The sequence below is a fragment of the Mycobacterium sp. NPDC050551 genome (assembly GCF_040674075.1).
Lineage (GTDB): Bacteria > Actinomycetota > Actinomycetes > Mycobacteriales > Mycobacteriaceae > Mycobacterium.
On the sequence record NZ_JBFARC010000008.1, the window covers coordinates 228,619 to 251,532 of the forward strand.

Genomic DNA, 22,914 nt, shown 5'->3' on the forward strand with positions numbered 1-22,914 from the left:
GGGTGCCTGCGTGGCGATAGTGGGTGTGGGCATCGACCTGGTTTCCATCCCGGAGTTCGCCGAACAGGTCGACCGCCCGGGCACGGTGTTCTCCGAGACGTTCACGCCGGGGGAGCGCCGGGACGCCGCGGACAAGAGTTCGTCGGCGGCCCGGCACCTCGCGGCCCGGTGGGCGGCCAAGGAGGCCGTGATCAAGGCGTGGTCGGGCTCGCGGTTCTCCAAGCGGCCCGCGCTGCCCGAGGGAATCCACCGCGACATCGAGGTGGTGACGGACATGTGGGGCCGGCCGAAGGTGCGGCTGTCCGGTGACATCGCCAAGCATCTGCAGGATGTGACGATCCACGTCTCGCTGACCCACGAGGCCGACACGGCCGCCGCGGTGGCGATCCTGGAATCCGCCGACTGACGCGTTCCCGCGAGGGTGCCACTAGCCTCGTCGCCATGAGTGATGTGGTCGAACGCGTCCGCGACGTGCTGCCCTCGGTCCGTGCGGATCTGGAGGATCTGGTGCGCATCGAGTCGGTGTGGGCCGACCCGGCGCGCCGCGGCGAGGTGCAGCGCAGCGCGCAAGCGGTGGCGGACCTGCTCGGCGCGGCCGGCTTCGACGACATCCGCATCGTCGCCGAGGGCGGGGCGCCCGCGGTGATCGCCCGCCACCCGGCGCCGCCGGGAGCGCCGACGGTGCTGCTCTACGCCCATCACGACGTCCAACCCGAGGGCGACCACTCGCAGTGGGGCACAGCGCCATTCGAGCCCACCGAACGCGACGGGCGGCTGTACGGCCGCGGCACCGCCGACGACAAGGCCGGCATCGCGACACATCTGGCCGCCTTCCGGGCCCACGGCGGCACCCCGCCGGTCGGGGTGACGGTGTTCGTGGAGGGCGAGGAGGAGTCCGGGTCGCCGTCGCTGGGCGCACTGCTGGAGGCGCACAAGGATCTGCTGGCCGCCGACGTCATCGTGATCGCCGACTCGGACAACTGGAGCACCGAGATTCCTGCACTCACGGTGTCACTGCGCGGGCTGGCCGACTGCGTGGTCGAGGTCGCCACCCTGGACCACGGCCTGCACTCGGGACTGTGGGGCGGCGTGGTGCCGGACGCGTTGTCGGTGCTGGTGCGCCTGCTGGCGAGCCTGCACGACGACGAGGGCAACGTGGCGGTCGACGGCCTGCACGTCGGCAGTGCCGCCGACGTGGACCGGGGCGCCGACTGGGTGCGCACCGAGACCGGCCTGCTCGACGGCGTCGCCGAGATCGGTTCCGGCTCAGTGGTGCAGCGGTTGTGGGCCAAGCCCGCGATCACGGTGATCGGCATCGACACCACGCCGATCGACCAGGCCTCGAACACCCTGATCCCGCGGGCGCGGGCCAAGGTCAGCATGCGGGTCGCCCCCGGCGGCGACGCCCGCGCCCACCTCGACGCGCTGACCCGCCACCTCGAGCAGCACGTCCCGTGGGGCGCGCGCGTCGCGGTCACGCCCGGCGACATCGGGCAGCCCTACGCCATCGACGCCACGGGTCCGGTCTACGAGGCGGCGCGGGCCGCATTCCGGCAGGCGTGGGGCACCGAACCGGTGGACATGGGGATGGGCGGCTCGATCCCGTTCATCGCCGAGTTCGCCGCAGCGTTCCCGGCGGCGGCGATCCTGGTCACCGGCGTCGAGGATCCGGGCACCCAGGCGCACAGCGTCAACGAGAGCCTGCACCTCGGTGTGCTCGAACGGGCGGCCACCGCCGAGGCGCTGCTGCTGGCGAAACTCGGCGAGAGTGCAGTGACCGGCAGCTAGACCGACAGGTCGCGCCGCAGCTTGGCGACGTGCCCGGTGGCCCGGACGTTGTACTGGGCCTCGGCGATGTCGCCCTTCTCGTCGACGACGAAGGTCGAGCGGATGACGCCCTGAACGGTCTTGCCGTACATCGTCTTCTCCCCGAAGGCGCCCCACGCGGTGAGCACCTCTTTGTCGGGATCGGACAGCAGCGGGAACGTCAGGCCCTCCTGGTCCCGGAACTTCGCCAGCTTGGCCGGCTTGTCCGGCGAGATGCCCACCACGTCGAGGCCGGCGCCGTTGAGTTCAGTGAGGCTGTCGCGGAAGTCGCACGCCTGCTTGGTGCAACCCGGGGTCGACGCGGCCGGGTAGAAGTACACGATGACCTTGCGGCCCTGGTAGTCCGACAGCGCGACGGTGTTGCCGTCGGCGTCGGGCAGGCTGAACGACGGCGCCGTGTCGCCGACCTCGAGACGAGGAGTCTGTGGCATGCGTCTGGGTAACCCTTCTGTCGGCCGGTGCCCACCGATGGACACCGGCTGATCTAGGGTAGTGCGGCAGAGCAGCGACCGAGGTGGAGGCAGACGTGGCGGACCGAGATCCCGACACCATCAAGCAGGACATCGACCAGGCCCGTGATCAGTTGGCCGCCACGGTGGACTCGCTCGCCGAACGCGCGAACCCGCAGCGCGTCGCCAACGACCTCAAGGCCGGTGTGATCCGTTTCGTGAAGACGCCCGCGGTGGCGGCGTCACTCGCGGGCGTGGGTGTGGTGGTCGTGCTGGTGATCGTGCGCAGGTCGAGGCGCTGACGCGCTGATCAGCGGCGCCGGCTGGACAGCAGCCAGTCGGCGATCGTCAACCGCGGCGGATTGGCGCGACGGCCGAGCCTGCTGCAGCTGTGCACGTGCAGCGGCGCAGCTACCTCGTCGTGCTGCGGCGAGGCAGGTGTGCCCGTCGCTCGGGGTGCGCCTGCAGTGGACATCAGCTAAGCCTTTGAATTCGTCGGTTGCCGCCGACCGGACCGCGTCACGAAGTGGTCAGCTAACACAATGATAGCAGCAGGTCCGGCGGCAAGGGTCGTTTGACTGCGAAAATGTGACTCGTCTGACGCTGCCCGCAACTGTTCACCCGCAGTGGACATACCGTCGGTATAGGCCTGCTGAGTGAACTGCAGCACATCAGATGTCCTCGGAAGCGGGAAACCGTTTACAAATTGTCGCAAACGTCAACCGCAAAGCGGTCGGGCGTGACCTGCGCAGAGCGGATTCGGCCGCGCTCGAGCGTGCGGGAAGTCAGGTGCCTGACGCGAGGGGAGAAAGGGCAGTGCGGGCTGGAACGCCCGCACCGCGCCGGAGGAGAAAGAGTGCGCCGTCAGGGTTTCGAACCCCGGACCCGCTGATTAAGAGTCAGCTGCTCTACCAACTGAGCTAACGGCGCGCGACAGCGAGAGTAACAGTTCGGGTGGCGGGGTACGAAATCCATTCGGGACCTGAGGGACGGCTCAGCGCGAATGAGCCGTTGTCCGACTTTGCCCTTAGACTATTGCCAATAAAGTCGTCGTTCCCGACCGTAGGTCGTGAGGTGGAGGAGAGAATGAGGCAGGTCCGTGCCGTAACCGGTCCGCGTAAGAACCGGGTCTGGTGGCTGGCGATCGCCCTGATCCCCGTGCTCGCACTGGGCCTGAGCGGCTGTGGTGGCGACACGGCCCAGGAGCAGCCCCAGGTGATCTCCGAGAAGGGCACCCCGTTCGGCGACCTGCTGATGCCCAAGCTGACGGCGTCGGTCACCGACGGCGCGGTGGGCGTGGCCGTCGACAGCCCGGTGACGGTCAATGCCGAGGGCGGCGTGCTCGGCGCGGTCAACATGACCAACGAGGACGGCGAGCCGGTGGCCGGAAAGCTCAGTCCGGATGGGCTGTCGTGGGCGACCACGGAGCCGCTGGGCTACAACAAGCGTTACTCGCTCAGCGCGGAGTCGCTGGGTCTGGGCGGCGTCACCAGCAGGCAGATGAGCTTCGAGACGCACTCGCCGGAGAACCTCACCATGCCGTACGTGCTGCCCAACGATGGCGAGGTCGTCGGCGTCGGCCAGCCCATCGCGGTGCGGTTCGACGAGAACATCCCCAACCGGCTCGCGGCGCAGCGCGCGATCACCGTGCAGACCACACCGCCGGTGGAGGGCGCGTTCTACTGGCTGAGCAACCGCGAAGTCCGTTGGCGCCCAGCGGAGTACTGGAAGCCCGGCACCACCGTGGACGTGTCCGTCAACACCTACGGCGTCGACCTGGGTGACGGGTTGTTCGGCCAGGAGAACGTCAAGACCAAGTTCACCATCGGCGACGAGGTCGTCGCGACCGCCGATGACAACAACAAGACGCTGACCGTCCGCCGCAACGGCGAGGTGATCAAGACCATGCCGATCTCGATGGGCAAGAACAGCACCCCGACCAACAACGGCACCTACATCATCGGCGACCGGTACTCCCACCTGGTGATGGATTCGTCGACCTACGGTGTGCCCGCCAACTCCCCGAACGGGTACCGCACCGAGGTCGACTGGGCCACCCAGATGTCCTACAGCGGCATCTACGTGCACGGGGCCCCGTGGTCGGTGGGCAGTCAGGGCTACAGCAACGTCAGCCACGGCTGCCTCAACGTCAGCACGTCCAACGCCCGGTGGTTCTACGACAACACCAAGCGCGGCGACATCGTCGAGGTGGTCAACACCGTCGGCTCCGTCCTGCCCGGCACGGACGGACTCGGCGACTGGAACATTCCGTGGAGCCAGTGGAAGGCCGGCAACGCCGCCATCTGACCCGTGACGCGACGACGAGGGCTGCTCTGCATGCCCGCGAGAAGCTGGGAGCGTTCATGTCGGCAGGACCGTCACGAGCTGTGCGGCGTTGACCGCGCGTAGGGCCGCACATGGCTGAACAGTCGGTGGTGACCCCACCGGCGAATACCGCGGTGGCCGCCCCGCGGGCGAACCTGGCGGTGATCTGCGCCATCTTCTTCTGCTCGGGTGTCCCGGCGCTGATCTACCAACTCGTCTGGCAACGCTCGCTGTTCACCATCTACGGCATCAATGTCGAGAGCGTCACCGTGGTGGTCACGGCGTTCATGCTCGGGCTGGGCCTCGGCAGCTTCGCGGGCGGGCGGCTGTCGCGGCTGCGCCTGCCGCTGCTGGGGGTGTTCGCGGCCATCGAGATCGGCATCGGCGCCTTCGGCTTCTTCTCGCTGGGTCTGTTCCACACGGTGGGCGAGCTGACCCTCCAGATGAGCGCGCCGCTGACAGCGCTGTTCACGTTCTTGCTCGTCCTGATCCCCACGCTGTTGATGGGCGCCACGCTGCCGCTGTTGACGGCGCATCTGGTGAAGCACTCGGGAAACGTCGGGCGCAGCGTAGGGCTGCTGTACTTCGTCAACACTCTCGGCAGCGCCTTCGCCTGCTTCATCGTCGCCGCATTCCTGATGCGCCTGCTGGGTCAGCAGGGCGCTGTGACGCTTGCCTGCGGCATCAATGTGGTCGTCGGTGTCGGCGCCCTCATCGCGCAGGCGAGATCGCCGAAGGTGGACGTCGAGCGCGGTCCGCGGCTCACGCAGTTCAACACCCGTGGCTTCTGGTTGGCGCTGCTGCTGTCGGCGCTCTGCGGCTACATCGCGCTGAGCTACGAGATCCTGTGGTACCGCGTGTATTCGTTCGCATCGGGCGGCGTCGCGCAGGCCTTCGCGTTACTGCTGGGCAGCTATCTGCTGGGCATCGCGCTCGGCGCGCTGGTCAGCCGGCGCTTCTGCCGTGAGCCTGCGGCCGGTGAGCAGGTGGCCTCGCTCTCCGGGTTCGTGTTGTTCGCCAACCTCGCCAGCTTCCTGCTGGTGCCTGCGGCGGCGCTGATCACCAGCACGCTGCACTGGGGCGCGTCGCTGCCGCTGGTGGCCGTCGCGGCGGGCCTGCTGGGTGCGATCTTCCCGTTGATCTGCCACATCGCCATCGCGCCGGACGCTCGCGCGGGCGAGGGGCTGAGCTACCTGTACCTCGCCAACATCGGCGGGTCGGCGCTGGGCAGCCTGATCACCGGCTTCGTGCTGATGGACCACTGGACCCTGGGCGGTATCTCGCTCTTTCTCGCCCTGCTCGGTGTCGCGCTGTCGCTGGTGCTGCTGCTGGCCGCCAGACGCCGCACGCCCGAGCGGAGGGTGTTGATCACGCGCGCCGCGGCCATCGCCCTGACGGGCGTCGTCATCGTCTCCGTTCAGCCGTCGCTGTTCGGGGGTGTCTATGAGCGGCTCTACTTCAAGAAAGACTATGCGGGGCAGCGCTTTGCGCACCTGGCGGAGAACAAGAGCGGCGTGGTCAGCGTCACGCAGGACGGCGAGATCCAGGGCGGCGGCGTCTACGACGGCGATTTCTCCACCGACCTGGTGGACGACCGCAACCTGATCGTCCGTGCCTACGCTCTGAGCCTGCTGCACGAAGCGCCCCGCGACGTGCTGATGATCGGGCTCTCGTCCGGTTCCTGGGCGCAGGTGATCGCGAACAATCCACAGGTCGAGAGTCTGACCGTGGTCGAGATCAACCCGGCCTACCTGAACGTGATGTCGAACTACCCCGGCGAGGCCGGCGTGCTGAAGAACCCCAAGGTCACCACCGTCATCGACGACGGAAGGCGCTGGCTCGCCCGCAATCCCGACCGCAAGTTCGATTTCATCGTGCAGAACACCAGCTTCAATTGGCGCGCACACGCCACCGACCTGCTGTCGAAGGAGTACCTCGACCTCGTCCGCGGGCACCTCAATCCGGGCGGGGTGTCGTTCTACAACACCACCGGCTCGCCCGCGGCGCAGCGCACTGGAGCGCTCGAATATTCGAACGCATTGCGCTTCATCAACTTCATGGCCGTCAGCGATTCTCCGATCGCGATGGACCGACGCCGCTGGGAGCGCATCCTGCGCGAGTACCGCATCGAAGGCAGGCCTGTCTTCGACCTCTCCGACGCGAAGCAGCAGGCGCGCCTGGAGGAGGTGCTGGCCCTGGCCGATTCGCTCTCGGCGGGCTACGGGCCGGGCAAGCCGACCGGCATGAACATGGAAACGCGAGACGGGGTCCTCGCTCGCACCGAGGGTGCGCCCACGATCACCGACGACAACATGGTCACCGAATGGGGCGGCTCGCGCTGAGCCGGCCGGCATCTACTCGGGGTGGCTGACGGGACTCGAACCCGCGACATCCAGGATCACAACCTGGTGCTCTACCAACTGAACTACAGCCACCATCGCCGCTGTGCCCATCGGAAACCCGGGGGCATTCGCGGCGTCGTCGATACTAGCCGCTCGATGCCTCGTCGGCCGAATCGTTATCGCTCGCGTCGGTGGACGGCGGACCCAGCTCGGCGGCGATGCCGGCGATGTCGCTGGTCGAGGGGCCCGGCGGCGCGACGAACGCCGTGCGGCGGTAGTAGCGCAGCTCGCGGATCGACTCGTGGATGTCGGCCAGCGCCCGGTGCGCCAGGCCCTTCTCCGGCTGGCCGAAGTAGATCCGCGGGTACCAGCGCCGGCACAGCTCCTTGATGGAGCTGACGTCGATCATCCGGTAGTGCAGGTATTCGTCGAGCTCGGGCATGTCGCGGGCGATGAAGCCGCGGTCGGTGGCGATGGAGTTGCCGCACAGCGGTGCGGTCTTGGCCTGCTTGACGTGTCCGCGGATGTAGTCGAGCACGAGTCGCTCCGCGGTGGCCAGGTCGACGGTGGCGGCCCGCACCTCCTCGGTGAGACCCGACCGCTTGTGCATCTGGGCGACGACGTCGACCATCGAGTCGAGCGCCTCGTCGGGCGCATGGATGACCACGTCGAGGCCGTCGCCGAGGATGTTCAGGTCGGCGTCGGTGACCAGCACCGCGATCTCGATGAGCCGGTCCGACCTCAGGTTCAGTCCGGTCATCTCGCAGTCGATCCACACCAGTTCTTCGCGCACAGCGCTCCACAGTATTCGCACCCCCGCCGAACCGGCGGCCATACCCGTCGGGACCGTGATCTTGGCAAGTACTGTGTGGCCCATGTCGACCGAGTCGGGCGCCGCCCCAGCCCAGCAGATCGCCGCCGGTTACGCCGTCGAGGGTCAGGCGCTGGAGCTGGGCACCGTGGTCATCGACGGCGCCGCCGACGCCACGGCGCAGGTGCGCATTCCGCTCGCCACGGTGAACCGGCACGGTCTGGTGGCCGGCGCGACCGGCACCGGCAAGACCAAGTCGCTGCAGGTGCTCGCGGAGCAGCTCTCCGCCGCCGGGGTGCCGGTGCTGATGGCCGACGTCAAGGGCGATCTGTCCGGGATGTCGCGGCCGGGGGAGGCCGGCGAGAAGACCGCCGAGCGGGCCCGCGACACCGGCGATGCGTGGACGCCGACCGCCTACCCGGTCGAGTTCCTGTCCCTCGGCACGTCGGGCGTCGGGGTGCCGGTGCGGGCCACCATCTCGAGCTTCGGACCCATCCTGTTGTCGAAGGTGTTGGGGCTCAACCAGACTCAGGAATCGACGCTCGGACTGATCTTCCACTGGGCCGACCAGCAGGGCCTGCCGCTGCTGGATCTGAAGGACCTGCGCTCGGTGATCCAGTTCCTCACCAGCGACGAGGGCAAGCCGCAGCTCAAGGCGCTGGGCGCGGTGTCGACCACCACCGCCGGGGTGATCCTGCGCGCGCTGGTCAATCTCGAGGCCGAGGGCGCCGACACTTTCTTCGGTGAGCCGGAGCTGGAGCCGGCGGATCTGCTGCGCGTCGACGCGTCCGGTCGCGGCATCGTCACGCTGCTGGAGTTGGGCGCTCAGGCCGCCCGCCCGGTGATGTTCTCCACGTTCCTGATGTGGGTGCTCGCCGACCTGTTCACCTCGCTGCCCGAGGTCGGCGACATCGACAAGCCGAAGCTGGTCTTCTTCTTCGACGAGGCGCACCTGCTGTTCGACGACGCGTCGAAGGCGTTCCTGGGGCAGGTCGAGCAGACGGTGAAGCTGATCCGGTCCAAGGGCGTCGGGGTGTTCTTCTGCACGCAGCTGCCCACCGACGTCCCCAACGAGGTGCTGTCCCAGCTCGGGGCCCGCATCCAGCACGCACTGCGCGCGTTCACGCCCGACGACGAGAAGGCGCTGAACAAGACCGTCCGCACCTACCCGAAAACCGATGTCTACGACCTGAAGTCGGCGCTGACATCGCTCGGCATCGGTGAGGCGGTCGTCACCGTGCTCTCCGAACGGGGCGTGCCGACGCCGGTGGCGTGGACACGCATGCGGGCGCCCCGATCACTGATGGACACCATCGGCACCGAGGCGATCAGCGCCGCCGCGAAGGCCAGCCCGCTGCAGACGGAGTACGGCCAGACCATCGACCGCGATTCGGCCTACGAGCGGCTCGCCGCCAAGCTGGCGCCGCCGCCCGAGGTGGTCCCGCCCGCGGATCTGCCACCGGCGCCCACGCAGGTCGAGGTGCCGCCGATGCCCGCACCCGCCGCCCCGGAGGAACCCGGTTTCTTCGAGAAGATGTCCGACAGTCCGGCGTTCAAGAGCGCGATGCGTTCGGCGGGCACGGTGATCGGCCGCGAGATCACCCGCAGCATCTTCGGCACCGGCCGCCGCCGACGCCGCCGCTGACCCACGGAACTGCATTCCCGGTCGTCAAGACGTGCGCTTGACGACCGGGAATGCAGTTCCGGCGAAATCGCTACTCGCCGCCGAGTTTCTTGTAGACGGCGCCGACGATCGGCGTCACGATCGACCGCGGCGCGTAGCCGCTGGCCACCGACATCGCCTTGGACGTGACGCCGGGGACCACCCGCATCTTGTTGCGCTCCAGGCCGTCCAGCGACAGCTTCGCGGTGTATTCGGTGGAGATCCACAGGAAGTCCGGGATCAGCTTCTCCACCAGCGACTGTTCGTCGGTGTCCGGGAGCGTCTCGCGCACCGGTCCCGGCGCCAACACCGTGACGTGCACGCCGTCGCGCTTGAGTTCACCGCGCAGCGACTCGCTGAACGTGTTGACGAACGCCTTGCTCGCCGCATAGGTGGCGTTGTTGGGGATCGGTGAGTTCCCTGCGGCCGAGCCGGAGATCAGGATGCCGCCTGCGCGTCGCGCCACCATGCCGGGCACCACGGCCAGCACCAGGTCGTGCACGCCGAGGACGTTCAGCTGCACCTGGGCCTTCTCGTCGGCCGGATCGAGCTTCGCGAGCGGACCGAACGTCGCGGTGCCCGCGTTGGCGCAGAGGATCGAGATGTCGCGCCCGGCGAGTTCGTCGCACAGCTCGGTGCGGGCGGTCGGGTCGGCGAGGTCGACGGCCCTGACCTCGACGGTGACGCCGTAGCGCGTGGTCAAGCGGTCGGCCAGGGCCGCGAGCACCTCGCCGCGTCGGGCGGTGATGATCAGGTGGTGTCCGCGTGCGGCCAGCTCCGTGGCCAGGGCTTCGCCGATGTTCTGAGAGGCGCCGGTGACGACCGCGCGGGATTCGGGGCGGGGAGCGGGAATCGGCATGGGCGGGACTATATCGCGGGTCTCACCGCGGCTCTCCGGCCTGCTCCGGGGGCCGTGGACGGCGGCTGCCACTAGGGTGGGCGGCGATGAGCGTGTCGTCGCGTCCGCCCGCATCACCCGAGCGGACCCCGCTGCGGTCGGGGGTCGTCGCGTGGGCCCTGTGGGACTGCGGCGCCACCGGGATGAACGCCATCGTCATCACCTTCGTGTTCTCGGTGTACCTCACCGGACAGGTCGGCGAAGGCCTGGCCGGGCCGACCACGCCGGCGGGCTGGCTCGGTAACGCGTTGACCGTGTCCGGCCTGCTCGTCGCGTTGCTCGCACCGGCGACGGGGATCTGGGTCGACGCCGCGCACCGCAGGCGACCGATGCTGATCGTGCTGACCGGTGTTGCGGTGACGTCGACCGCCTCCATGAGCCTGATCCGTGACGACCCCCGCTACCTGTGGCCCGGGTTGGTGTTGCTGGCGTTCACGGCGGCCTGCAGCGATCTGGCGACGGTGCCCTACAACGCGATGCTGCGGAACCTGTCGACACCGGAGAGCTCGGGGCGTATCTCCGGCTTCGGTGCTGCGGCAGGCTATTTCGGCAGTGTCGGACTGCTGCTCATCGTGTACCTAGGGCTGGTGCAGGGCGACGGCCCCACCCGTGGACTGTTCGGCATCACCGCCGCCGACGGCTGGCCGGTCCGCGCCGCCATGCTGCTCACCGCGGCCTGGTTCGTCCTGTTCGCGATACCGCTACTGCTCAAGCGCGGGGTGGAGGCCCCGGTCGACGCGCTGCCGCGGGTCGGCTTCCTCGGCGCCTACCGCAAGCTGTGGGCGGAGCTCAAGGACCAGTGGCGGCGCGACCACAACATCGTCTACTACCTGGTCGCCAGCGCGATCTTCCGGGACGGCCTGACCGGGGTCTTCCAGTTCGGCGCCGTGCTGGGCGGCGCGGTCTACGGCGTGTCCCAGGCCGACCTGCTGCTGTTCGGGGTGTGCGCCTGCGTGGTCGCCGCACTCGGCGCGGTGCTCGGCGGCCTGCTCGACGACCGGGTCGGCTCCAAACCCGTCATCGTCGGGTCGCTGGCGTCGATGGTGGTGGTGTCGACCGTGCTGATCACCCTCGACGGCGCCACCGCGTTCTGGATCTGCGGGCTGCTGCTGTGCCTGTTCGTCGGACCGACCCAGTCCTCGGCACGCACCCAGATGCTGCGCATCACCGAGGAAGGCAAGGAAGGCGTGGCCTTCGGCCTCTACACGACCACAGGGCGGGCGGCCTCGCCGCTGGCGCCGTGGTTCTTCGCCTCGGCCATCGCGCTGTTCGGCACCGACCGCGCCGGGATGGGTGGGCTGGCCGCGGTGCTGGCACTCGGCTTGGTCGCGATGCTGTTCGTGCGTGTGCCGAAGCGCGCGGTTTAACCCAGTCCCGCGCAGATGGTCAGGCCGGCGCCGGTGCGCTCCTCGGTGGTCGTCCCGTTGATCGACACCGTGCAGGACACCTGGTTGCCCAGGTTGATGATGCTGATGCGGGCCGCGCTCTGCGCCGGTGCGGGCAGATCGACCTGCTTGCTCCACGGCAGCGCGACGTTGAACTCGGTCTGTGGGAGCCCGCCGCTGTCGGTGTAGGTGATGCTGATCGCCCGGCCTTCGCCGGAGACGTCGTAGGTGACGGTCTCGGTCTGCCCGGACGCCGTCGTCGTCGGTGTCGGCGCCGAGGTGGTGGGCAGCGGCAGCACCGGTGTGGGGCTCGGCGAGGTGGCCGTGGTGGTGCGGGGCGTGGTGGTGCGGGGCGTGCTGCTGGCCGTGGGCTCGGGCATCGCCGGCGCCGGTGCGACCACCGTCTGCTGGCGGGAACTGTTCGAGATGACCAGCGCGATCACCAGCCCGACGACCACGAGCACGGCGGCCGCGGCCACCCACCAGAGCCACTGCGGCGACTTCGGCCCGCCGGGCGGTGGTTCGGCCGGTTCGTGACCGCCGTACTGGCCGGCATACGGGTCGGAGGGGTCGTAGCCGTAGGCCGGGTACTGCGGCAGCCGCTGGGTGGGGGCGGGCCCGGTCGGTGGCGGGTAATTGCCGTACGGCGGCTGGTTGGCGTACGCGGGGTCGTGATAGCCCGGCTCCTCGCCTTCGCGACGCGATCCGGTCATGCCCACCTCATGGTCGCAGGGTACCCGCGTAAGTCGGTCTGGCGGCGGCTCGGTTCCGGGGGGAGGCCGACCCCGCAGCCGGACACGATGGACAATCAAGGCGTGAGACGGCAGGTGCGGGCGAACTACGGCGCGTCACTGTCGCCGGACGCGACGGCATTCGCCCACCTCGTCGACGACGGTGGCTTCCCACGGGCGGTGCAGCGGTTCCTCCGGGGCTGGCGCGCGAGTTCCTCACGTGACGTCGAACTGCCGGTCGAGGGTCCGGTCACCCGGGTCATGCACTCCGCGGACGGACACTGGCTGGCCTGCCAGGTCGCACCCGACGGCAGCGACCGCTTCCAGATATGGGTGGTGACAAACGATCCCGACGACCGCGACGCCCGCCGGATCGACAGCTGGCCGCACGGTCATCCCGAGGGCAGCGCCGAGCTGATCGGCTGGGACGGCACCCAGGTCGCGGCGATCCTCACCGGCGAGGACGGGGTGGGCAGTTCGTGTCTGATCGACCCGGCCGACGGCAGCACGGTGGTGCTGGACCGGCGCACCGCGGGCCGGCTGGTCGACGCCTGGGCCGGGGCTGCGCTCGTGCGCGTCGGCCCGCGCGGCTACCGGGACCTGATCCTGCTGCGGGGGCTCACCGAGTTCGCGCTGCTGCCCTACGATCCCGGCTCGACCACCGACCTCGGCTTCATCCTCGACGACCACACGCCGCGACGGCTGCGCGCCGGCGCCACGGGCGAGTCGTTCGAGCTGTACCACCCCGCGAAGACCTACGGACTGAACAGCACCGAGGGCTTCGTGCGGGCACTGATCCGCAGCGACAACGGGGCATCTCACGCCCGGCTCATCGAGGTCACCAGCACCGCCGACGGGATGTCGTACCACGTCGTCGCCGAGAAGCCGGGATTCGACCTCGACGAGTTCGTCGTCAGCGACGACCTGTCGACCGTCGCGCTGCTGTGGAACAAGCACGGCTGCAGCGAGTTACAGATCCTCGAGTACGCGGACAACACGCTCAGCCCGCCGATCCCGCTGCCCGGTCTGGTGGCCACCGAGCTCACCATCAGCGCGGGCGGCTCGATGGTGGCGATGACGGTGGAGAGTCCGTCGCTCCCGCCGACCATCGAACTCGTGGACCCGCGCACCCGCGAATGGGAACGGGTACACCGCGAGCCGAGCCGCGGACCCTTGACCGCGGATCCGACACTGGAATTCATCACCGCACGCGACGGGCTGGAGTTCAGCGGCTGGCTGTACCGGCCGCCTGCCCCGGTGGAACCGATCGGCGCGATGATCTTTCTGCACGGCGGACCCGAGGGCCAGTCGCGGCCGGGATACAACGAGTTCTATCCGCCGCTGCTGGAGGCCGGCATCACCGTGTTCACCCCCAACGTCCGCGGTTCGGGTGGGGGCGGTCGGGCCTTCATGCACGCCGACGACAAGGAGCTGCGGTTCGCGGCCATCGACGACGTGGCCGACTGCGTGCATTTCCTCATCGACCACGAGGCCGTCTCGGCCGACCGGATCGCCTGCTGCGGGTGGTCCTACGGCGGATACCTGACTCAGGCGGCGTTGGCATTCCACCCCGAGCTGTTCGCGGCGGGCATCAGCATCTGCGGGATGAGCGATCTCAACACCTGGTACCGCACCACGGAGCCGTGGATCGCCACCGCCGCGTATCCGAAGTACGGCCATCCGATCGGTGACCGCGAGCTGCTCGAGCGGTTGTCGCCGCTGCTGAGGGTGCACGCGGTGACCGCTCCGCTACTGCTCGTACACGGTGCGAACGACACCAACGTGCCACCGAGCGAATCACAGCAAATGTTCGAGGCGTTGCGATCGCTGGATCGCACGGTCGAGCTGCTGACGTTCGGCGACGACGGCCACGAGATCGTCAAGCGGGAGAACCGTGCGGTGCTGGTCAACGCGATGCGCCAGTGGCTCATGAAGGCGTTCGCCGCCACCGCCATCGGATGAGCCCTGGTCGCTGCGGCGAGGTTTGGAGAATTTGTCGGTTGGGTAAAACCGTGCTGCGCCACTAGGGCGCAAAAGGGATGGAGGCACGGCATGAGGGGCCTAGTCGGCTTGATTGTGCTCATCTGGTTGCTGATCGGCGTCTTCGCTGCCTATCAGCGCGATTATTTCAAGACAGGCGACGCGAACTGCGCAACCGCAGCCAACATCGCCCTCACGGTGGTGGCGGGACCGCTCAACTACTTCGGCGTGAATCCGAAGGCTGACTGCAACGTCAATGTTCCGGAACCAAGCGCAAGTGACCTGCCCGAACCCTCCGGGCAGACAATCGAATACAAGATTGGAGTGTTGGCATGATCGTCCTCGGAATCATCCTGGCCTTGCTGGGGTACTTCATCAACATCTCGATACTGCTGTACATCGGCGTCGTGCTGATCGTCATCGGTGTCGTGCTGTGGATCCTGGGCGCCACCGGACGCGCGGTGGGTGGCCGAAAAGTCTGGTATTAGCTCTCAACCACCTCAGCGACCGGCCGAGGTCAGCGCAGCGACCGTCATCTTCTTCAAGACGGACCGCGAGCTGGCCTCGGCCGCTCTCGTCGTCGAGGGCTTCACGCTGTGCGGCGTCGAGTTCAGCAGCCCGAACGCGGCGTGCGCCATCAGCCGGGCGTCGGCCTCGCCCACCGTGTCGTCCAACCGGCGCAGCACCGACACCCAGATCTCCACGTACTGCCGTTGCGCTTTGCGCACCTGTCGCTTCGCGGGCTCGGGAAGATGGCCGAGGTCGCGGTCCTGGATCCGGATCAGGTCGGACTCGCCGAGGGCGAAGTCCAGGTGGAAGTCGATGAGCCCCTCGAGTGCGGTCGCCGCGTCGCCGGTGTCCGCGACCACCTCGGCCGCCCCGGCCAGCAGTCGGGTGCTGATGCCGACCAGCAATTCGACCAGCATCGCCTCCTTGTTGGGGAAGTGCCGGTAGATGGCGGGCCCGCTCACTCCCACCGCCGCGCCGATGTCCTCCAACCGCACGGCGAGATAGCCCTTTTCAGCCACCAGTCGCTCGGCCGCGGCGATGAGCTGACTGCGGCGGTCGGATTTCGCCCGACTGCGGCGGGTGCCGTCCTGCGGCGCCGGAGCGGTCACACTGCGGCTCCTCGATCTCGGCGGTGGACATCTCGGTTAATCGCCACTAACATACCACGAGTTAGTCCTCATTAACTCAAAAGACGGGTGCTGCGATGACGCCGCGGTCATCACACCGCGAGGATCACCTCGCCCTGGTGGCGCAGTTGCGCGACAAGCTGGCCACCGCCGCGCTCGGCGGCCCCGCCAAGGCCCGGGAGCGCCACGTCGGGCGGGGCAAGCTGTTGCCGCGAGACCGGGTGGACGGCCTGCTCGATCCGGGCAGCCCGTTCCTCGAGGTGGCACCGCTGGCCGCCGACGGCATGTACGACGACGAGTGTCCCGGCGCCGGGATGATCGCCGGCATCGGCCGGATCTCCGGGCGCGAGTGCATGATCGTGGCCAACGACGCGACGGTCAAGGGCGGCACCTACTACCCGGTGACGGTGAAGAAGCACCTGCGCGCGCAGGAGATCGCCGGCCAGAACCGGCTGCCGTGCGTCTACCTCGTCGACTCCGGCGGAGCCTTCCTGCCCCGCCAGGACGAGGTGTTCCCCGACCGCGACCACTTCGGTCGCATCTTCTACAACCAGGCCACCCTGTCCGCGCGCGGCATCGCGCAGATCGCCGCGGTGCTCGGATCCTGCACCGCGGGCGGGGCGTACGTGCCCGCGATGAGTGATGAAGCCGTCATCGTGCGCAATCAGGGCACCATCTTCCTCGGCGGCCCGCCGCTGGTGAAGGCGGCGACGGGGGAAGTGGTGACCGCCGAGGATCTCGGCGGCGGCGACCTGCACTCCAAGACCTCCGGCGTCACCGACCATCTCGCCCACGACGACCGCGACGCGCTGCGCATCGTGCGGCGCATCGTCGCGACGCTCGGCCCGCGGACGACGCCGCCCTGGGACGTGGCGCCGACGGTCGACGCGACAGCCGATCAGACCGAGCTCTACGACGTGGTCCCCGTCGACGCCCGGGTGCCCTACGACGTGCACGAGGTGATCACCCGGATCGTCGACGGTGGTGAATTCTCGGAATTCAAGGCCGAATACGGCACGACGCTGGTGACGGGCTTCGCCCGGATCCATGGCCATCCGGTGGGCATCGTCGCCAACAACGGGGTGCTGTTCGGCGAATCCGCGCTCAAGGGGGCGCATTTCATCGAGCTGTGCGACAAGCGCAGCACGCCGCTGCTGTTCCTGCAGAACATCGCCGGATTCATGGTCGGCCGTGACTACGAGGCGGGCGGCATCGCCAAGCACGGCGCGAAGATGGTGACCGCGGTGGCCTGTGCGCGGGTGCCGAAACTGACGGTGGTGATCGGCGGCTCCTACGGTGCCGGCAACTACTCGATGTGCGGTCGGGCGTACTCGCCGCGATTCCTCTGGATGTGGCCCAACGCCAGGATCTCGGTGATGGGCGGCGAGCAGGCCGCGTCGGTGCTCGCGACGGTGCGAGCCGACGCGCGCGAGGCGGCGGGGGATCCGTGGCCTGCCGAGGAGCAGGAGGCGTTCAAGGCGCCGATCCGCGACCAGTACGAACGGCAGGGCAATCCCTATTACTCGACGGCGCGGCTGTGGGACGACGGGGTCATCGACCCCGCCGACACCAGAACCGTGCTCGGACTTGCGCTCTCGGTGGTCGGACAGGCCCCGCTGGAGCCGGTCTCCTACGGCGTGTTCCGGATGTGACGGGCGATATGACGACTCTCTTCGACACCGTGCTGGTCGCGAACCGCGGTGAGATCGCCGTGCGCGTGATCGGCACGCTGCGTGCGCTCGGCATCCGGTCGGTCGCGGTCTACAGCACCGCCGACGCAGGCGCGCGCCATGTCGCCGCGGCGGACGTCGCCGTGCACATCGGCCCCGCGCCGGCGCGGCAGAGCTATCTCGACATCGCCGCGGTGGTCGACGCGGCGCGGCGCACCGGCGCCCAGGCCGTCCATCCCGGTTACGGATTCCTCTCGGAGAACGCAGAATTCGCCACCGCACTGCACGAGGCGGGCATCGCGTTCATCGGTCCGCCGGCGGGTGCGATCCGCACCATGGGCGACAAGATCGCCGCGAAGGCCGCGGTGTCGGCGTTCGGTGTCCCGGTGGTGCCGGGGGTGTCGCGCCCCGGTCTGACCGACGACGACCTGATCGCCGGCGCGGTCGACATCGGCTACCCGGTACTGGTGAAGCCGTCGGCCGGTGGTGGCGGCAAGGGCATGCGGGTGGTGCACGAGGCCGCCGGCCTGCCCGAAGCGCTCGTCTCGGCCCGACGGGAGGCCGCCGCGGCGTTCGGCGACGACACCCTGTTCCTGGAGCGGTTCGTGCTCAACCCACGCCACATCGAGGTGCAGGTGCTGGCCGACGGGCACGGCGCCGTCGTCCATCTCGGGGAACGCGAGTGCAGCCTGCAGCGCCGCCACCAGAAGGTGATCGAGGAGGCGCCGTCGCCGCTGCTCGACGCCGCCACCCGGGACCGGATCGGCGCCGCCGCCTGCGACACCGCGCGCAGCGTCGACTACGCAGGCGCGGGCACCGTGGAGTTCATCGTGTCGGCGGACAAGCCCGACGAGTTCTTCTTCATGGAGATGAACACCCGTCTGCAGGTGGAGCATCCGGTCACCGAACTGGTCACCGGCATCGATTTGGTCGAGCAGCAGCTGCGGGTCGCCGCCGGGCACCCGCTCAGGCTGGTGCAGTCCGACATCGTGCTGCGCGGCCACGCGATCGAGGCGCGGGTGTACGCCGAGGACCCGGTCAACGGTTTCCTGCCCACCGGCGGGACGGTTCTGGACGTCGCCGAACCCAGCGGCCCCGGTATCCGGGTGGACTCCGGCATCCGCGCCGGCTCGGTGGTCGGCAGCGACTACGACCCGATGCTGGCCAAGGTCATCGCACACGGTGACGACCGGGCGGCGGCACTGCGCACCCTCGACCGTGCGCTGGCGGGCACCGCCGTTCTGGGCGTCACCACGAACATCGAGTTCCTGCGCTTCCTGCTGGCCGATCCCGACGTGGCGGCCGGCCGACTCGACACCGGACTGCTCGACCGCCGGACACCGGATTTCGTGCCGGTGCCGATCGGCGACGATCAGCTGATCGCGGCCGCCGCCGTCGTGTGGCTGCGCGGGTGGCCGGCCCGCGGTGGCGACCTGTGGGCGGTACCCACCGGGTGGCGGCTGGGAGAGGCGGCGCCGACGACCGTGCGTCTGCACGCCGGCCACCGCACCGATCACGTCCACATCACCGGCGAACCCGGGAGTGCGGTGGTCGCGATCGAGGACGGTCCGGCGCGGTCGCTCACCGCGGCGCTCGACGGCGACCGGCTCGTCGTCACCGTCGACGGCCTGCGCGCCGAGTACGTGGTGTCCGCCGCCGACGGCCGCATCTGGCTGGCCGGCGCCGGGCGCATCGCCGTCGTCGACGAGGTGGCCGAGGAACCCGTGCGGCCCGACGAGGCCCACAGCGGCGACGCCGAACTGACCAGTCCGATGCCGGGATCGGTGGTGGCGGTCGGGGTTTCCGATGGGTCGGCCGTGCAGGCCGGTGCCGTGGTGGTCACCGTCGAGGCGATGAAGATGGAACACGCGCTGACCTCCCCGGTCGACGGCGCGGTCGAACTGCTTGTCGCCGTGGGCGACCAGGTCAAGGTGGGTCAGCTGCTGGCCCGTATCACCGCGGAGGAGAACTGATCATGGGTGACTTCCTGTCGACGGGCACACTGCCCGACCACTACGAGCAACTGGCCAAGACGGTGCGCGACTTCGCCCAGGGGGTGGTCGCGCCCGTCGCCGCCAAACACGACGAGGAGCACTCGTTCCCGTACGAGGTCGTCGCCGGGATGGCCGACATGGGTCTGTTCGGCCTGCCGTTCCCCGAGGAGTACGGCGGCATGGGCGGTGACTACTTCGCGCTGTGCCTCGCACTGGAGGAGCTCGGCAAGATCGACCAGAGCGTGGCGATCACCCTGGAGGCCGGTGTGTCGCTCGGCGCGATGCCGGTGTACCGGTTCGGCACCGAGGAGCAGAAGCAGGAGTGGTTGCCGCTGCTGGCCAGCGGGAAGGCGCTCGGCGCCTTCGGGCTGACCGAGGCAGGCGGCGGCTCCGACGCGGGCGCCACCAGGACCACCGCCAAGCTCGACGACGGGCACTGGGTCATCAACGGGTCCAAGCAGTTCATCACCAACTCCGGCACCGACATCACCAAACTGGTGACCGTCACGGCGGTGACCGGCCAGCGGGAAGGCGGCAAGAAGGAGATCTCGGCGATCCTGGTGCCGGTGCCCACCGAGGGATTCACTGCCGAACCGGCTTACAACAAGGTCGGCTGGAACGCCTCGGACACCCACCCGCTGAGCTTCGACGACGTCCGCGTCCCGCAGGAGAACCTGTTGGGCGAGCAGGGCCGCGGATATGCCAACTTCCTGCGCATCCTCGACGAGGGCCGGATCGCGATCGCGGCGCTGTCGGTCGGCGCCGCCCAGGGCTGCGTCGACGAATGCGTCAAGTACGCCAAAGAGCGTCAGGCGTTCGGAGCGGCGATCGGGACCTATCAGGCGATCGCGTTCAAGATCGCCCGGATGGAGGCACGGGCGCACGCCGCCCGCGCGGCCTACTACGACGCGGCCGCACTCATGTTGTCGGGCAAGCCCTTCAAGAAGGCCGCGGCCGTCGCCAAACTCGTCTCCAGTGAGGCCGCCATGGACAACGCCCGCGACGCCACGCAGGTGTTCGGCGGGTACGGCTACATGAACGAATACCCGGTGGCGCGGCACTACCGCGACAGCAAGATCCTCGAGATCGGCGAGGGTACGACCGAAGTGCAGCTGATGCTGATCGCGCGGGAGGCGGGCCTGTGAGCGAGGCGAAGCGCGTGGTGGTCCAACGGGGACTGTGGTTCGAGGAATTCGAGACCGGCGTGCTCTACCAGCATCGTCCCGGCCGCACCATCACCGAGGCCGACAACGTGCTGTTCACCACGCTGACGATGAACACCCAGGCGCTGCACCTCGACGCCGCGTTCTCCGACGCACTCCCGCCGTTCAACCAGCGGCTGGTGAACTCGATGTTCACCCTCTCCACGCTGGTCGGCCTCTCAGTGGCCCAGCTGACGCAGGGCACCATCGTCGGCAACCTCGGATTCGGCGAGGTGGCGTTCCCGAAACCGCTGTTCCACGGTGACACGCTCTACGCCGAGACCGAGGTGACCGACAAGCGTGAGTCGAAGAGCCGCCCCGGGGAGGGCATCGTCACCTTCTCCCACGTCGCGCGCAACCAGCACGGCGACGTGGTGGCCACCGCCTCGCGAAAGACCATGGTGCGCAAGCGTCCCGAGGCGGACGCCTGATGGCGCTGGGAAGCAATGGCCCGGGCTGGCTGTTCTGCCCCGCCGACCGGCCCGAGCGCTTCGAGAAGGCCGCCGCCGCAGCAGATGTGGTGATCCTCGATCTGGAGGACGGTGTCGGCGCCCGGGATCGCGAGGCAGCGCGCACGGCGCTGCTCGAGACCCGCCTCGACCCGGACCGGACTGTGGTGCGGGTCAACCCGGTGAGCACACCGGACCATGCGCTCGACATGACGGCCCTGGCACAGACGGACTACTCCACGATCATGCTCGCCAAGACCGAGTCCGCCGACCAGGTGCGCTCGCTCGCGCCGTTCGACGTCATCGTGCTCGTCGAGACCCCGCTCGGCGCACTGGCCGTCACCGAGACCGCGCGGGTCGACAACGCCTACGCCGTCATGTGGGGCGCCGAGGACCTGTTCGCCGTCACCGGCGGGACGTCCAACCGCTGGCCCGACGGCAGCTACCGCGACGTGGCCCGGCATGTGCGGTCGCAGAGCCTGCTCGCCGCCAAGGCGTGGGGCCGGATCGCGTTGGACTCGGTGTACCTCGACATCAAGGACCTCGACGGGCTGCGGGCCGAGAGCGACGACGCCGTCGCGGTCGGGTTCGACGCCAAGGTCGCGATCCACCCGAGCCAGGTCGCGGTCATCCGGGCGGCCTACGCGCCCACCGAGGAGCAGGTCGACTGGGCGAGGCGCGTCCTGGACACTGCGCGCGGCGAACGGGGGGTGTTCCAGTTCGAGGGTCAGATGGTCGACATGCCCGTGCTGCGGCGCGCCGAACGCATCGTCGCGCAGGCCCCGCGGTGACGCGCGCATACTGGTAAGTGCCCCGATACGGAGCGAGCAGTGCGCATCGTCGCACCGGCGCCACACCCTGGCCGCCGGCCGACAGGCCTCACACCCGAGGCCCTGCACTGACCGCCTTCGTACCGAGCACCTCAGTCGCCTGACGGCGCGACCCGCCGCCAGTGACCCCAGGAGGCGGTATGGCCGGGTTCGTCGAACCGATTCGACTGGTGGCGCCCGACGGCGCCCCCACCGACGAGGCCAGATACCGAAGAGACCTCCCGCCCGAAACCCTGGCCTGGCTCTACGAGTCGATGGTCGTCACCCGCGAGGTCGACACCGAGCTCGTCAACCTGCAGCGTCAGGGGGAGCTCGCGCTCTTCGCCTCCTGCCGCGGCCAGGAGGCGGCGCAGGTCGGCGCCGTGGCGTGTCTGCGCAAGACCGACTGGCTCTTCCCGCAGTACCGCGAACTCGGCGCCTTCCTCGTCCGCGGCATCCCGCCGGGCGACGTCGCGGCGGTGTGGCGCGGCCGCTGGCACGGCGGCCTCGGCTTCACCAGCAGGTGCTGCGCGCCGATCGCCATCCCCATCGGCACCCAGGGCCTGCACGCGGTCGGGGCGGCGATGGCCGCGCAACGGCTCGGCGAGGACTCGGTGACGGTCGCGTTCCTCGGCGACGGCGCCACCTCCACCGGTGACGCGCACGAGGCGCTCAACCTCGCCGCGGTGTTCGGTGCGCCCGTCGTGTTCTTCGTCCAGAACAACCAGTGGGCCATCTCGGTGCCGGAGCGACGGCAGCACGCCGCCCCGTCGCTCGCCCACCGCGCCGAGGGCTACGGCATGCCCGCGGTGCGGGTGGACGGCAACGATGTGCTGGCCTGCTTCGCGGTGACGGCCGAGGCCGCCCGCCGGGCCCGCGAGGGCGGGGGGCCGACGTTCGTCGAGGCGCTCACCTACCGGATGGGTCCGCACACCACCTCCGACGACCCCCGGCGCTACCGCACCGACGGCGAGGTCGACGCCTGGCGGGCGCGCGACCCCGTCGACCGCTACCGGCGCTACCTGCAGCGCACCGGGGTGTGGAGCGACCGGCTGGACCAGCGGGTGGCGCACCGGTCGCAGCGCCTCCGGGCCGAACTCCGGCAGTCGGTGCTCGACACCCCGGACATGGACGTCGCCGAAATGTTCGACACCGTCTACCACGACATCACGCCCGACCTGGTGCGCCAGCGCGACGCGTTGACCGCCGAACTGGCGAAGGAGGGATGAGATGACCCAGACCA

General features: G+C 69.2%; 22 protein-coding genes and 2 tRNA genes. 16 read left to right on the forward strand and 8 right to left on the reverse strand.

Annotation, left to right across the window (positions count from 1 at the left end):
• Positions 1 to 10: 10 nt before the first annotated feature.
• Both AB0K11_RS27260 and AB0K11_RS27265 read left to right on the forward strand, forming a co-directional pair.
• Positions 11 to 406 carry a holo-ACP synthase gene (locus AB0K11_RS27260; protein ID WP_264015503.1) on the forward strand — a complete coding sequence of 132 codons (396 nt, stop codon included), beginning with the start codon at positions 11 to 13 and terminating at the stop codon, positions 404 to 406.
• Positions 407 to 441: 35 nt separating this feature from the next.
• A complete protein-coding gene (locus tag AB0K11_RS27265; protein ID WP_364984641.1) occupies positions 442 to 1,788 on the forward strand; it encodes a dipeptidase in 1,347 nt (448 codons plus the stop codon).
• On the opposite strand, the gene bcp is transcribed toward AB0K11_RS27265, so the two are convergent.
• Positions 1,785 to 2,258: a thioredoxin-dependent thiol peroxidase gene (bcp, locus tag AB0K11_RS27270; RefSeq protein WP_364984643.1), complete on the reverse strand. Its 474-nt coding sequence runs from the start codon at positions 2,256 to 2,258 to the stop codon at positions 1,785 to 1,787. The two genes, AB0K11_RS27265 and bcp, sit on opposite strands and share 4 nt — an antisense overlap.
• A 95-nt stretch (positions 2,259 to 2,353) precedes the next feature.
• Here bcp and AB0K11_RS27275 point away from each other — a divergent pair, with 95 nt between their 5' ends.
• Entirely contained in the window at positions 2,354 to 2,578 is a 225-nt protein-coding gene (locus tag AB0K11_RS27275) for a DUF3618 domain-containing protein (protein WP_364984645.1), read from the forward strand.
• Between the two features lie 8 nt (positions 2,579 to 2,586).
• On the opposite strand, the gene AB0K11_RS27280 is transcribed toward AB0K11_RS27275, so the two are convergent.
• The gene (locus AB0K11_RS27280; RefSeq protein ID WP_364984647.1) at positions 2,587 to 2,751 is read right to left on the reverse strand and encodes a hypothetical protein; all 165 of its coding nucleotides are present in this window, start codon (positions 2,749 to 2,751) and stop codon (positions 2,587 to 2,589) included.
• 382 nt (positions 2,752 to 3,133) lie between these two features.
• Positions 3,134 to 3,206: transfer RNA gene (locus AB0K11_RS27285), tRNA-Lys, on the reverse strand.
• Positions 3,207 to 3,362: 156 nt separating this feature from the next.
• Here AB0K11_RS27285 and AB0K11_RS27290 point away from each other — a divergent pair.
• Both AB0K11_RS27290 and AB0K11_RS27295 read left to right on the forward strand, forming a co-directional pair.
• Positions 3,363 to 4,583, forward strand: coding sequence for an Ig-like domain-containing protein (locus tag AB0K11_RS27290; RefSeq protein WP_364984649.1), 1,221 nt, complete (start codon positions 3,363 to 3,365; stop codon positions 4,581 to 4,583).
• A gap of 110 nt (positions 4,584 to 4,693) precedes the next feature.
• Positions 4,694 to 6,943 (forward strand): fused MFS/spermidine synthase, encoded by a 2,250-nt coding sequence (locus AB0K11_RS27295; protein WP_364984651.1) that lies wholly within the window; start codon positions 4,694 to 4,696, stop codon positions 6,941 to 6,943.
• Between the two features lie 20 nt (positions 6,944 to 6,963).
• Here AB0K11_RS27295 and AB0K11_RS27300 read toward each other — a convergent pair.
• Positions 6,964 to 7,036 (reverse strand) — tRNA-His (locus AB0K11_RS27300).
• A gap of 52 nt (positions 7,037 to 7,088) precedes the next feature.
• A complete protein-coding gene (gene orn, locus AB0K11_RS27305; protein WP_364984653.1) occupies positions 7,089 to 7,736 on the reverse strand; it encodes an oligoribonuclease in 648 nt (215 codons plus the stop codon).
• A gap of 82 nt (positions 7,737 to 7,818) precedes the next feature.
• Between orn and AB0K11_RS27310 the strand changes: the two genes are divergently transcribed.
• Positions 7,819 to 9,399 carry a helicase HerA-like domain-containing protein gene (locus AB0K11_RS27310; protein ID WP_364984655.1) on the forward strand — a complete coding sequence of 527 codons (1,581 nt, stop codon included), beginning with the start codon at positions 7,819 to 7,821 and terminating at the stop codon, positions 9,397 to 9,399.
• A 70-nt stretch (positions 9,400 to 9,469) separates the two neighbouring features.
• On the opposite strand, the gene cmrA is transcribed toward AB0K11_RS27310, so the two are convergent.
• Entirely contained in the window at positions 9,470 to 10,276 is an 807-nt protein-coding gene (gene cmrA / locus AB0K11_RS27315) for a mycolate reductase (RefSeq protein ID WP_364984657.1), read from the reverse strand.
• Between the two features lie 86 nt (positions 10,277 to 10,362).
• On the opposite strand from cmrA, the gene AB0K11_RS27320 reads away from it, so the two are divergent.
• On the forward strand, positions 10,363 to 11,682 hold the full coding sequence (locus AB0K11_RS27320) for an MFS transporter (RefSeq protein WP_364984659.1): 1,320 nt from the start codon (positions 10,363 to 10,365) through the stop codon (positions 11,680 to 11,682).
• Here AB0K11_RS27320 and AB0K11_RS27325 read toward each other — a convergent pair.
• A complete protein-coding gene (locus tag AB0K11_RS27325) occupies positions 11,679 to 12,413 on the reverse strand; it encodes an MmpS family transport accessory protein (protein WP_364984661.1) in 735 nt (244 codons plus the stop codon). The genes AB0K11_RS27320 and AB0K11_RS27325 overlap by 4 nt on opposite strands.
• An 87-nt stretch (positions 12,414 to 12,500) precedes the next feature.
• Between AB0K11_RS27325 and AB0K11_RS27330 the strand changes: the two genes are divergently transcribed.
• The 3 genes from AB0K11_RS27330 to AB0K11_RS27340 all read left to right on the forward strand — a co-directional run bounded on the left by AB0K11_RS27330 (position 12,501) and on the right by AB0K11_RS27340 (position 14,899).
• The gene (locus AB0K11_RS27330; protein WP_364984663.1) at positions 12,501 to 14,393 is read left to right on the forward strand and encodes an alpha/beta fold hydrolase; all 1,893 of its coding nucleotides are present in this window, start codon (positions 12,501 to 12,503) and stop codon (positions 14,391 to 14,393) included.
• A gap of 90 nt (positions 14,394 to 14,483) precedes the next feature.
• Positions 14,484 to 14,747, forward strand: a complete 264-nt coding sequence (locus AB0K11_RS27335; protein WP_364984665.1) for a hypothetical protein — start codon at positions 14,484 to 14,486, stop codon at positions 14,745 to 14,747.
• Positions 14,744 to 14,899: a DUF6131 family protein gene (locus AB0K11_RS27340; RefSeq protein ID WP_364984667.1), complete on the forward strand. Its 156-nt coding sequence runs from the start codon at positions 14,744 to 14,746 to the stop codon at positions 14,897 to 14,899. The genes AB0K11_RS27335 and AB0K11_RS27340 overlap by 4 nt, the downstream gene beginning before the upstream one ends.
• A gap of 12 nt (positions 14,900 to 14,911) precedes the next feature.
• Here AB0K11_RS27340 and AB0K11_RS27345 read toward each other — a convergent pair whose 3' ends face one another.
• A complete protein-coding gene (locus tag AB0K11_RS27345) occupies positions 14,912 to 15,529 on the reverse strand; it encodes a TetR/AcrR family transcriptional regulator (protein WP_364984669.1) in 618 nt (205 codons plus the stop codon).
• Between the two features lie 95 nt (positions 15,530 to 15,624).
• Here AB0K11_RS27345 and AB0K11_RS27350 point away from each other — a divergent pair, with 95 nt between their 5' ends.
• The 6 genes from AB0K11_RS27350 (at position 15,625) to pdhA (ending at position 22,900) form a co-directional block, all read left to right on the forward strand.
• Positions 15,625 to 17,199: a carboxyl transferase domain-containing protein gene (locus tag AB0K11_RS27350; RefSeq protein WP_364984671.1), complete on the forward strand. Its 1,575-nt coding sequence runs from the start codon at positions 15,625 to 15,627 to the stop codon at positions 17,197 to 17,199.
• A gap of 8 nt (positions 17,200 to 17,207) precedes the next feature.
• Positions 17,208 to 19,190 (forward strand): acetyl/propionyl/methylcrotonyl-CoA carboxylase subunit alpha, encoded by a 1,983-nt coding sequence (locus AB0K11_RS27355; RefSeq protein ID WP_364984673.1) that lies wholly within the window; start codon positions 17,208 to 17,210, stop codon positions 19,188 to 19,190.
• 2 nt (positions 19,191 to 19,192) lie between these two features.
• Positions 19,193 to 20,356, forward strand: coding sequence for an acyl-CoA dehydrogenase family protein (locus AB0K11_RS27360; protein ID WP_364984675.1), 1,164 nt, complete (start codon positions 19,193 to 19,195; stop codon positions 20,354 to 20,356).
• Entirely contained in the window at positions 20,353 to 20,844 is a 492-nt protein-coding gene (locus AB0K11_RS27365) for a MaoC family dehydratase (RefSeq protein ID WP_264015484.1), read from the forward strand. Before AB0K11_RS27360 ends, AB0K11_RS27365 begins: the two co-directional genes overlap by 4 nt.
• Entirely contained in the window at positions 20,844 to 21,653 is an 810-nt protein-coding gene (locus tag AB0K11_RS27370) for a CoA ester lyase (protein WP_364984678.1), read from the forward strand. The genes AB0K11_RS27365 and AB0K11_RS27370 overlap by 1 nt, the downstream gene beginning before the upstream one ends.
• 179 nt (positions 21,654 to 21,832) lie before the next feature.
• Positions 21,833 to 22,900: a pyruvate dehydrogenase (acetyl-transferring) E1 component subunit alpha gene (gene pdhA, locus AB0K11_RS27375; protein ID WP_364984680.1), complete on the forward strand. Its 1,068-nt coding sequence runs from the start codon at positions 21,833 to 21,835 to the stop codon at positions 22,898 to 22,900.
• The last annotated feature ends 14 nt before the right edge of the window (positions 22,901 to 22,914 follow it).

What these genes read in the sequence shown, in the direction of transcription:
- AB0K11_RS27265 (WP_364984641.1), top strand. Translation starts at nt 442, where the DNA reads ATGAGTGATGTGGTCGAACGCGTCCGCGACGTGCTGCCCTCGGTCCGT.
- bcp (WP_364984643.1), bottom strand. Translation starts at nt 2,258, where the DNA reads ATGCCACAGACTCCTCGTCTCGAGGTCGGCGACACGGCGCCGTCGTTC.
- AB0K11_RS27280 (WP_364984647.1), bottom strand. Translation starts at nt 2,751, where the DNA reads ATGTCCACTGCAGGCGCACCCCGAGCGACGGGCACACCTGCCTCGCCG.
- AB0K11_RS27290 (WP_364984649.1), top strand. Translation starts at nt 3,363, where the DNA reads ATGAGGCAGGTCCGTGCCGTAACCGGTCCGCGTAAGAACCGGGTCTGG.
- AB0K11_RS27295 (WP_364984651.1), top strand. Translation starts at nt 4,694, where the DNA reads ATGGCTGAACAGTCGGTGGTGACCCCACCGGCGAATACCGCGGTGGCC.
- AB0K11_RS27310 (WP_364984655.1), top strand. Translation starts at nt 7,819, where the DNA reads ATGTCGACCGAGTCGGGCGCCGCCCCAGCCCAGCAGATCGCCGCCGGT.
- cmrA (WP_364984657.1), bottom strand. Translation starts at nt 10,276, where the DNA reads ATGCCGATTCCCGCTCCCCGCCCCGAATCCCGCGCGGTCGTCACCGGC.
- AB0K11_RS27320 (WP_364984659.1), top strand. Translation starts at nt 10,363, where the DNA reads ATGAGCGTGTCGTCGCGTCCGCCCGCATCACCCGAGCGGACCCCGCTG.
- AB0K11_RS27325 (WP_364984661.1), bottom strand. Translation starts at nt 12,413, where the DNA reads ATGACCGGATCGCGTCGCGAAGGCGAGGAGCCGGGCTATCACGACCCC.
- AB0K11_RS27330 (WP_364984663.1), top strand. Translation starts at nt 12,501, where the DNA reads ATGGACAATCAAGGCGTGAGACGGCAGGTGCGGGCGAACTACGGCGCG.
- AB0K11_RS27335 (WP_364984665.1), top strand. Translation starts at nt 14,484, where the DNA reads ATGAGGGGCCTAGTCGGCTTGATTGTGCTCATCTGGTTGCTGATCGGC.
- AB0K11_RS27340 (WP_364984667.1), top strand. Translation starts at nt 14,744, where the DNA reads ATGATCGTCCTCGGAATCATCCTGGCCTTGCTGGGGTACTTCATCAAC.
- AB0K11_RS27350 (WP_364984671.1), top strand. Translation starts at nt 15,625, where the DNA reads ATGACGCCGCGGTCATCACACCGCGAGGATCACCTCGCCCTGGTGGCG.
- AB0K11_RS27355 (WP_364984673.1), top strand. Translation starts at nt 17,208, where the DNA reads ATGACGACTCTCTTCGACACCGTGCTGGTCGCGAACCGCGGTGAGATC.
- AB0K11_RS27360 (WP_364984675.1), top strand. Translation starts at nt 19,193, where the DNA reads ATGGGTGACTTCCTGTCGACGGGCACACTGCCCGACCACTACGAGCAA.
- AB0K11_RS27370 (WP_364984678.1), top strand. Translation starts at nt 20,844, where the DNA reads ATGGCGCTGGGAAGCAATGGCCCGGGCTGGCTGTTCTGCCCCGCCGAC.
- pdhA (WP_364984680.1), top strand. Translation starts at nt 21,833, where the DNA reads ATGGCCGGGTTCGTCGAACCGATTCGACTGGTGGCGCCCGACGGCGCC.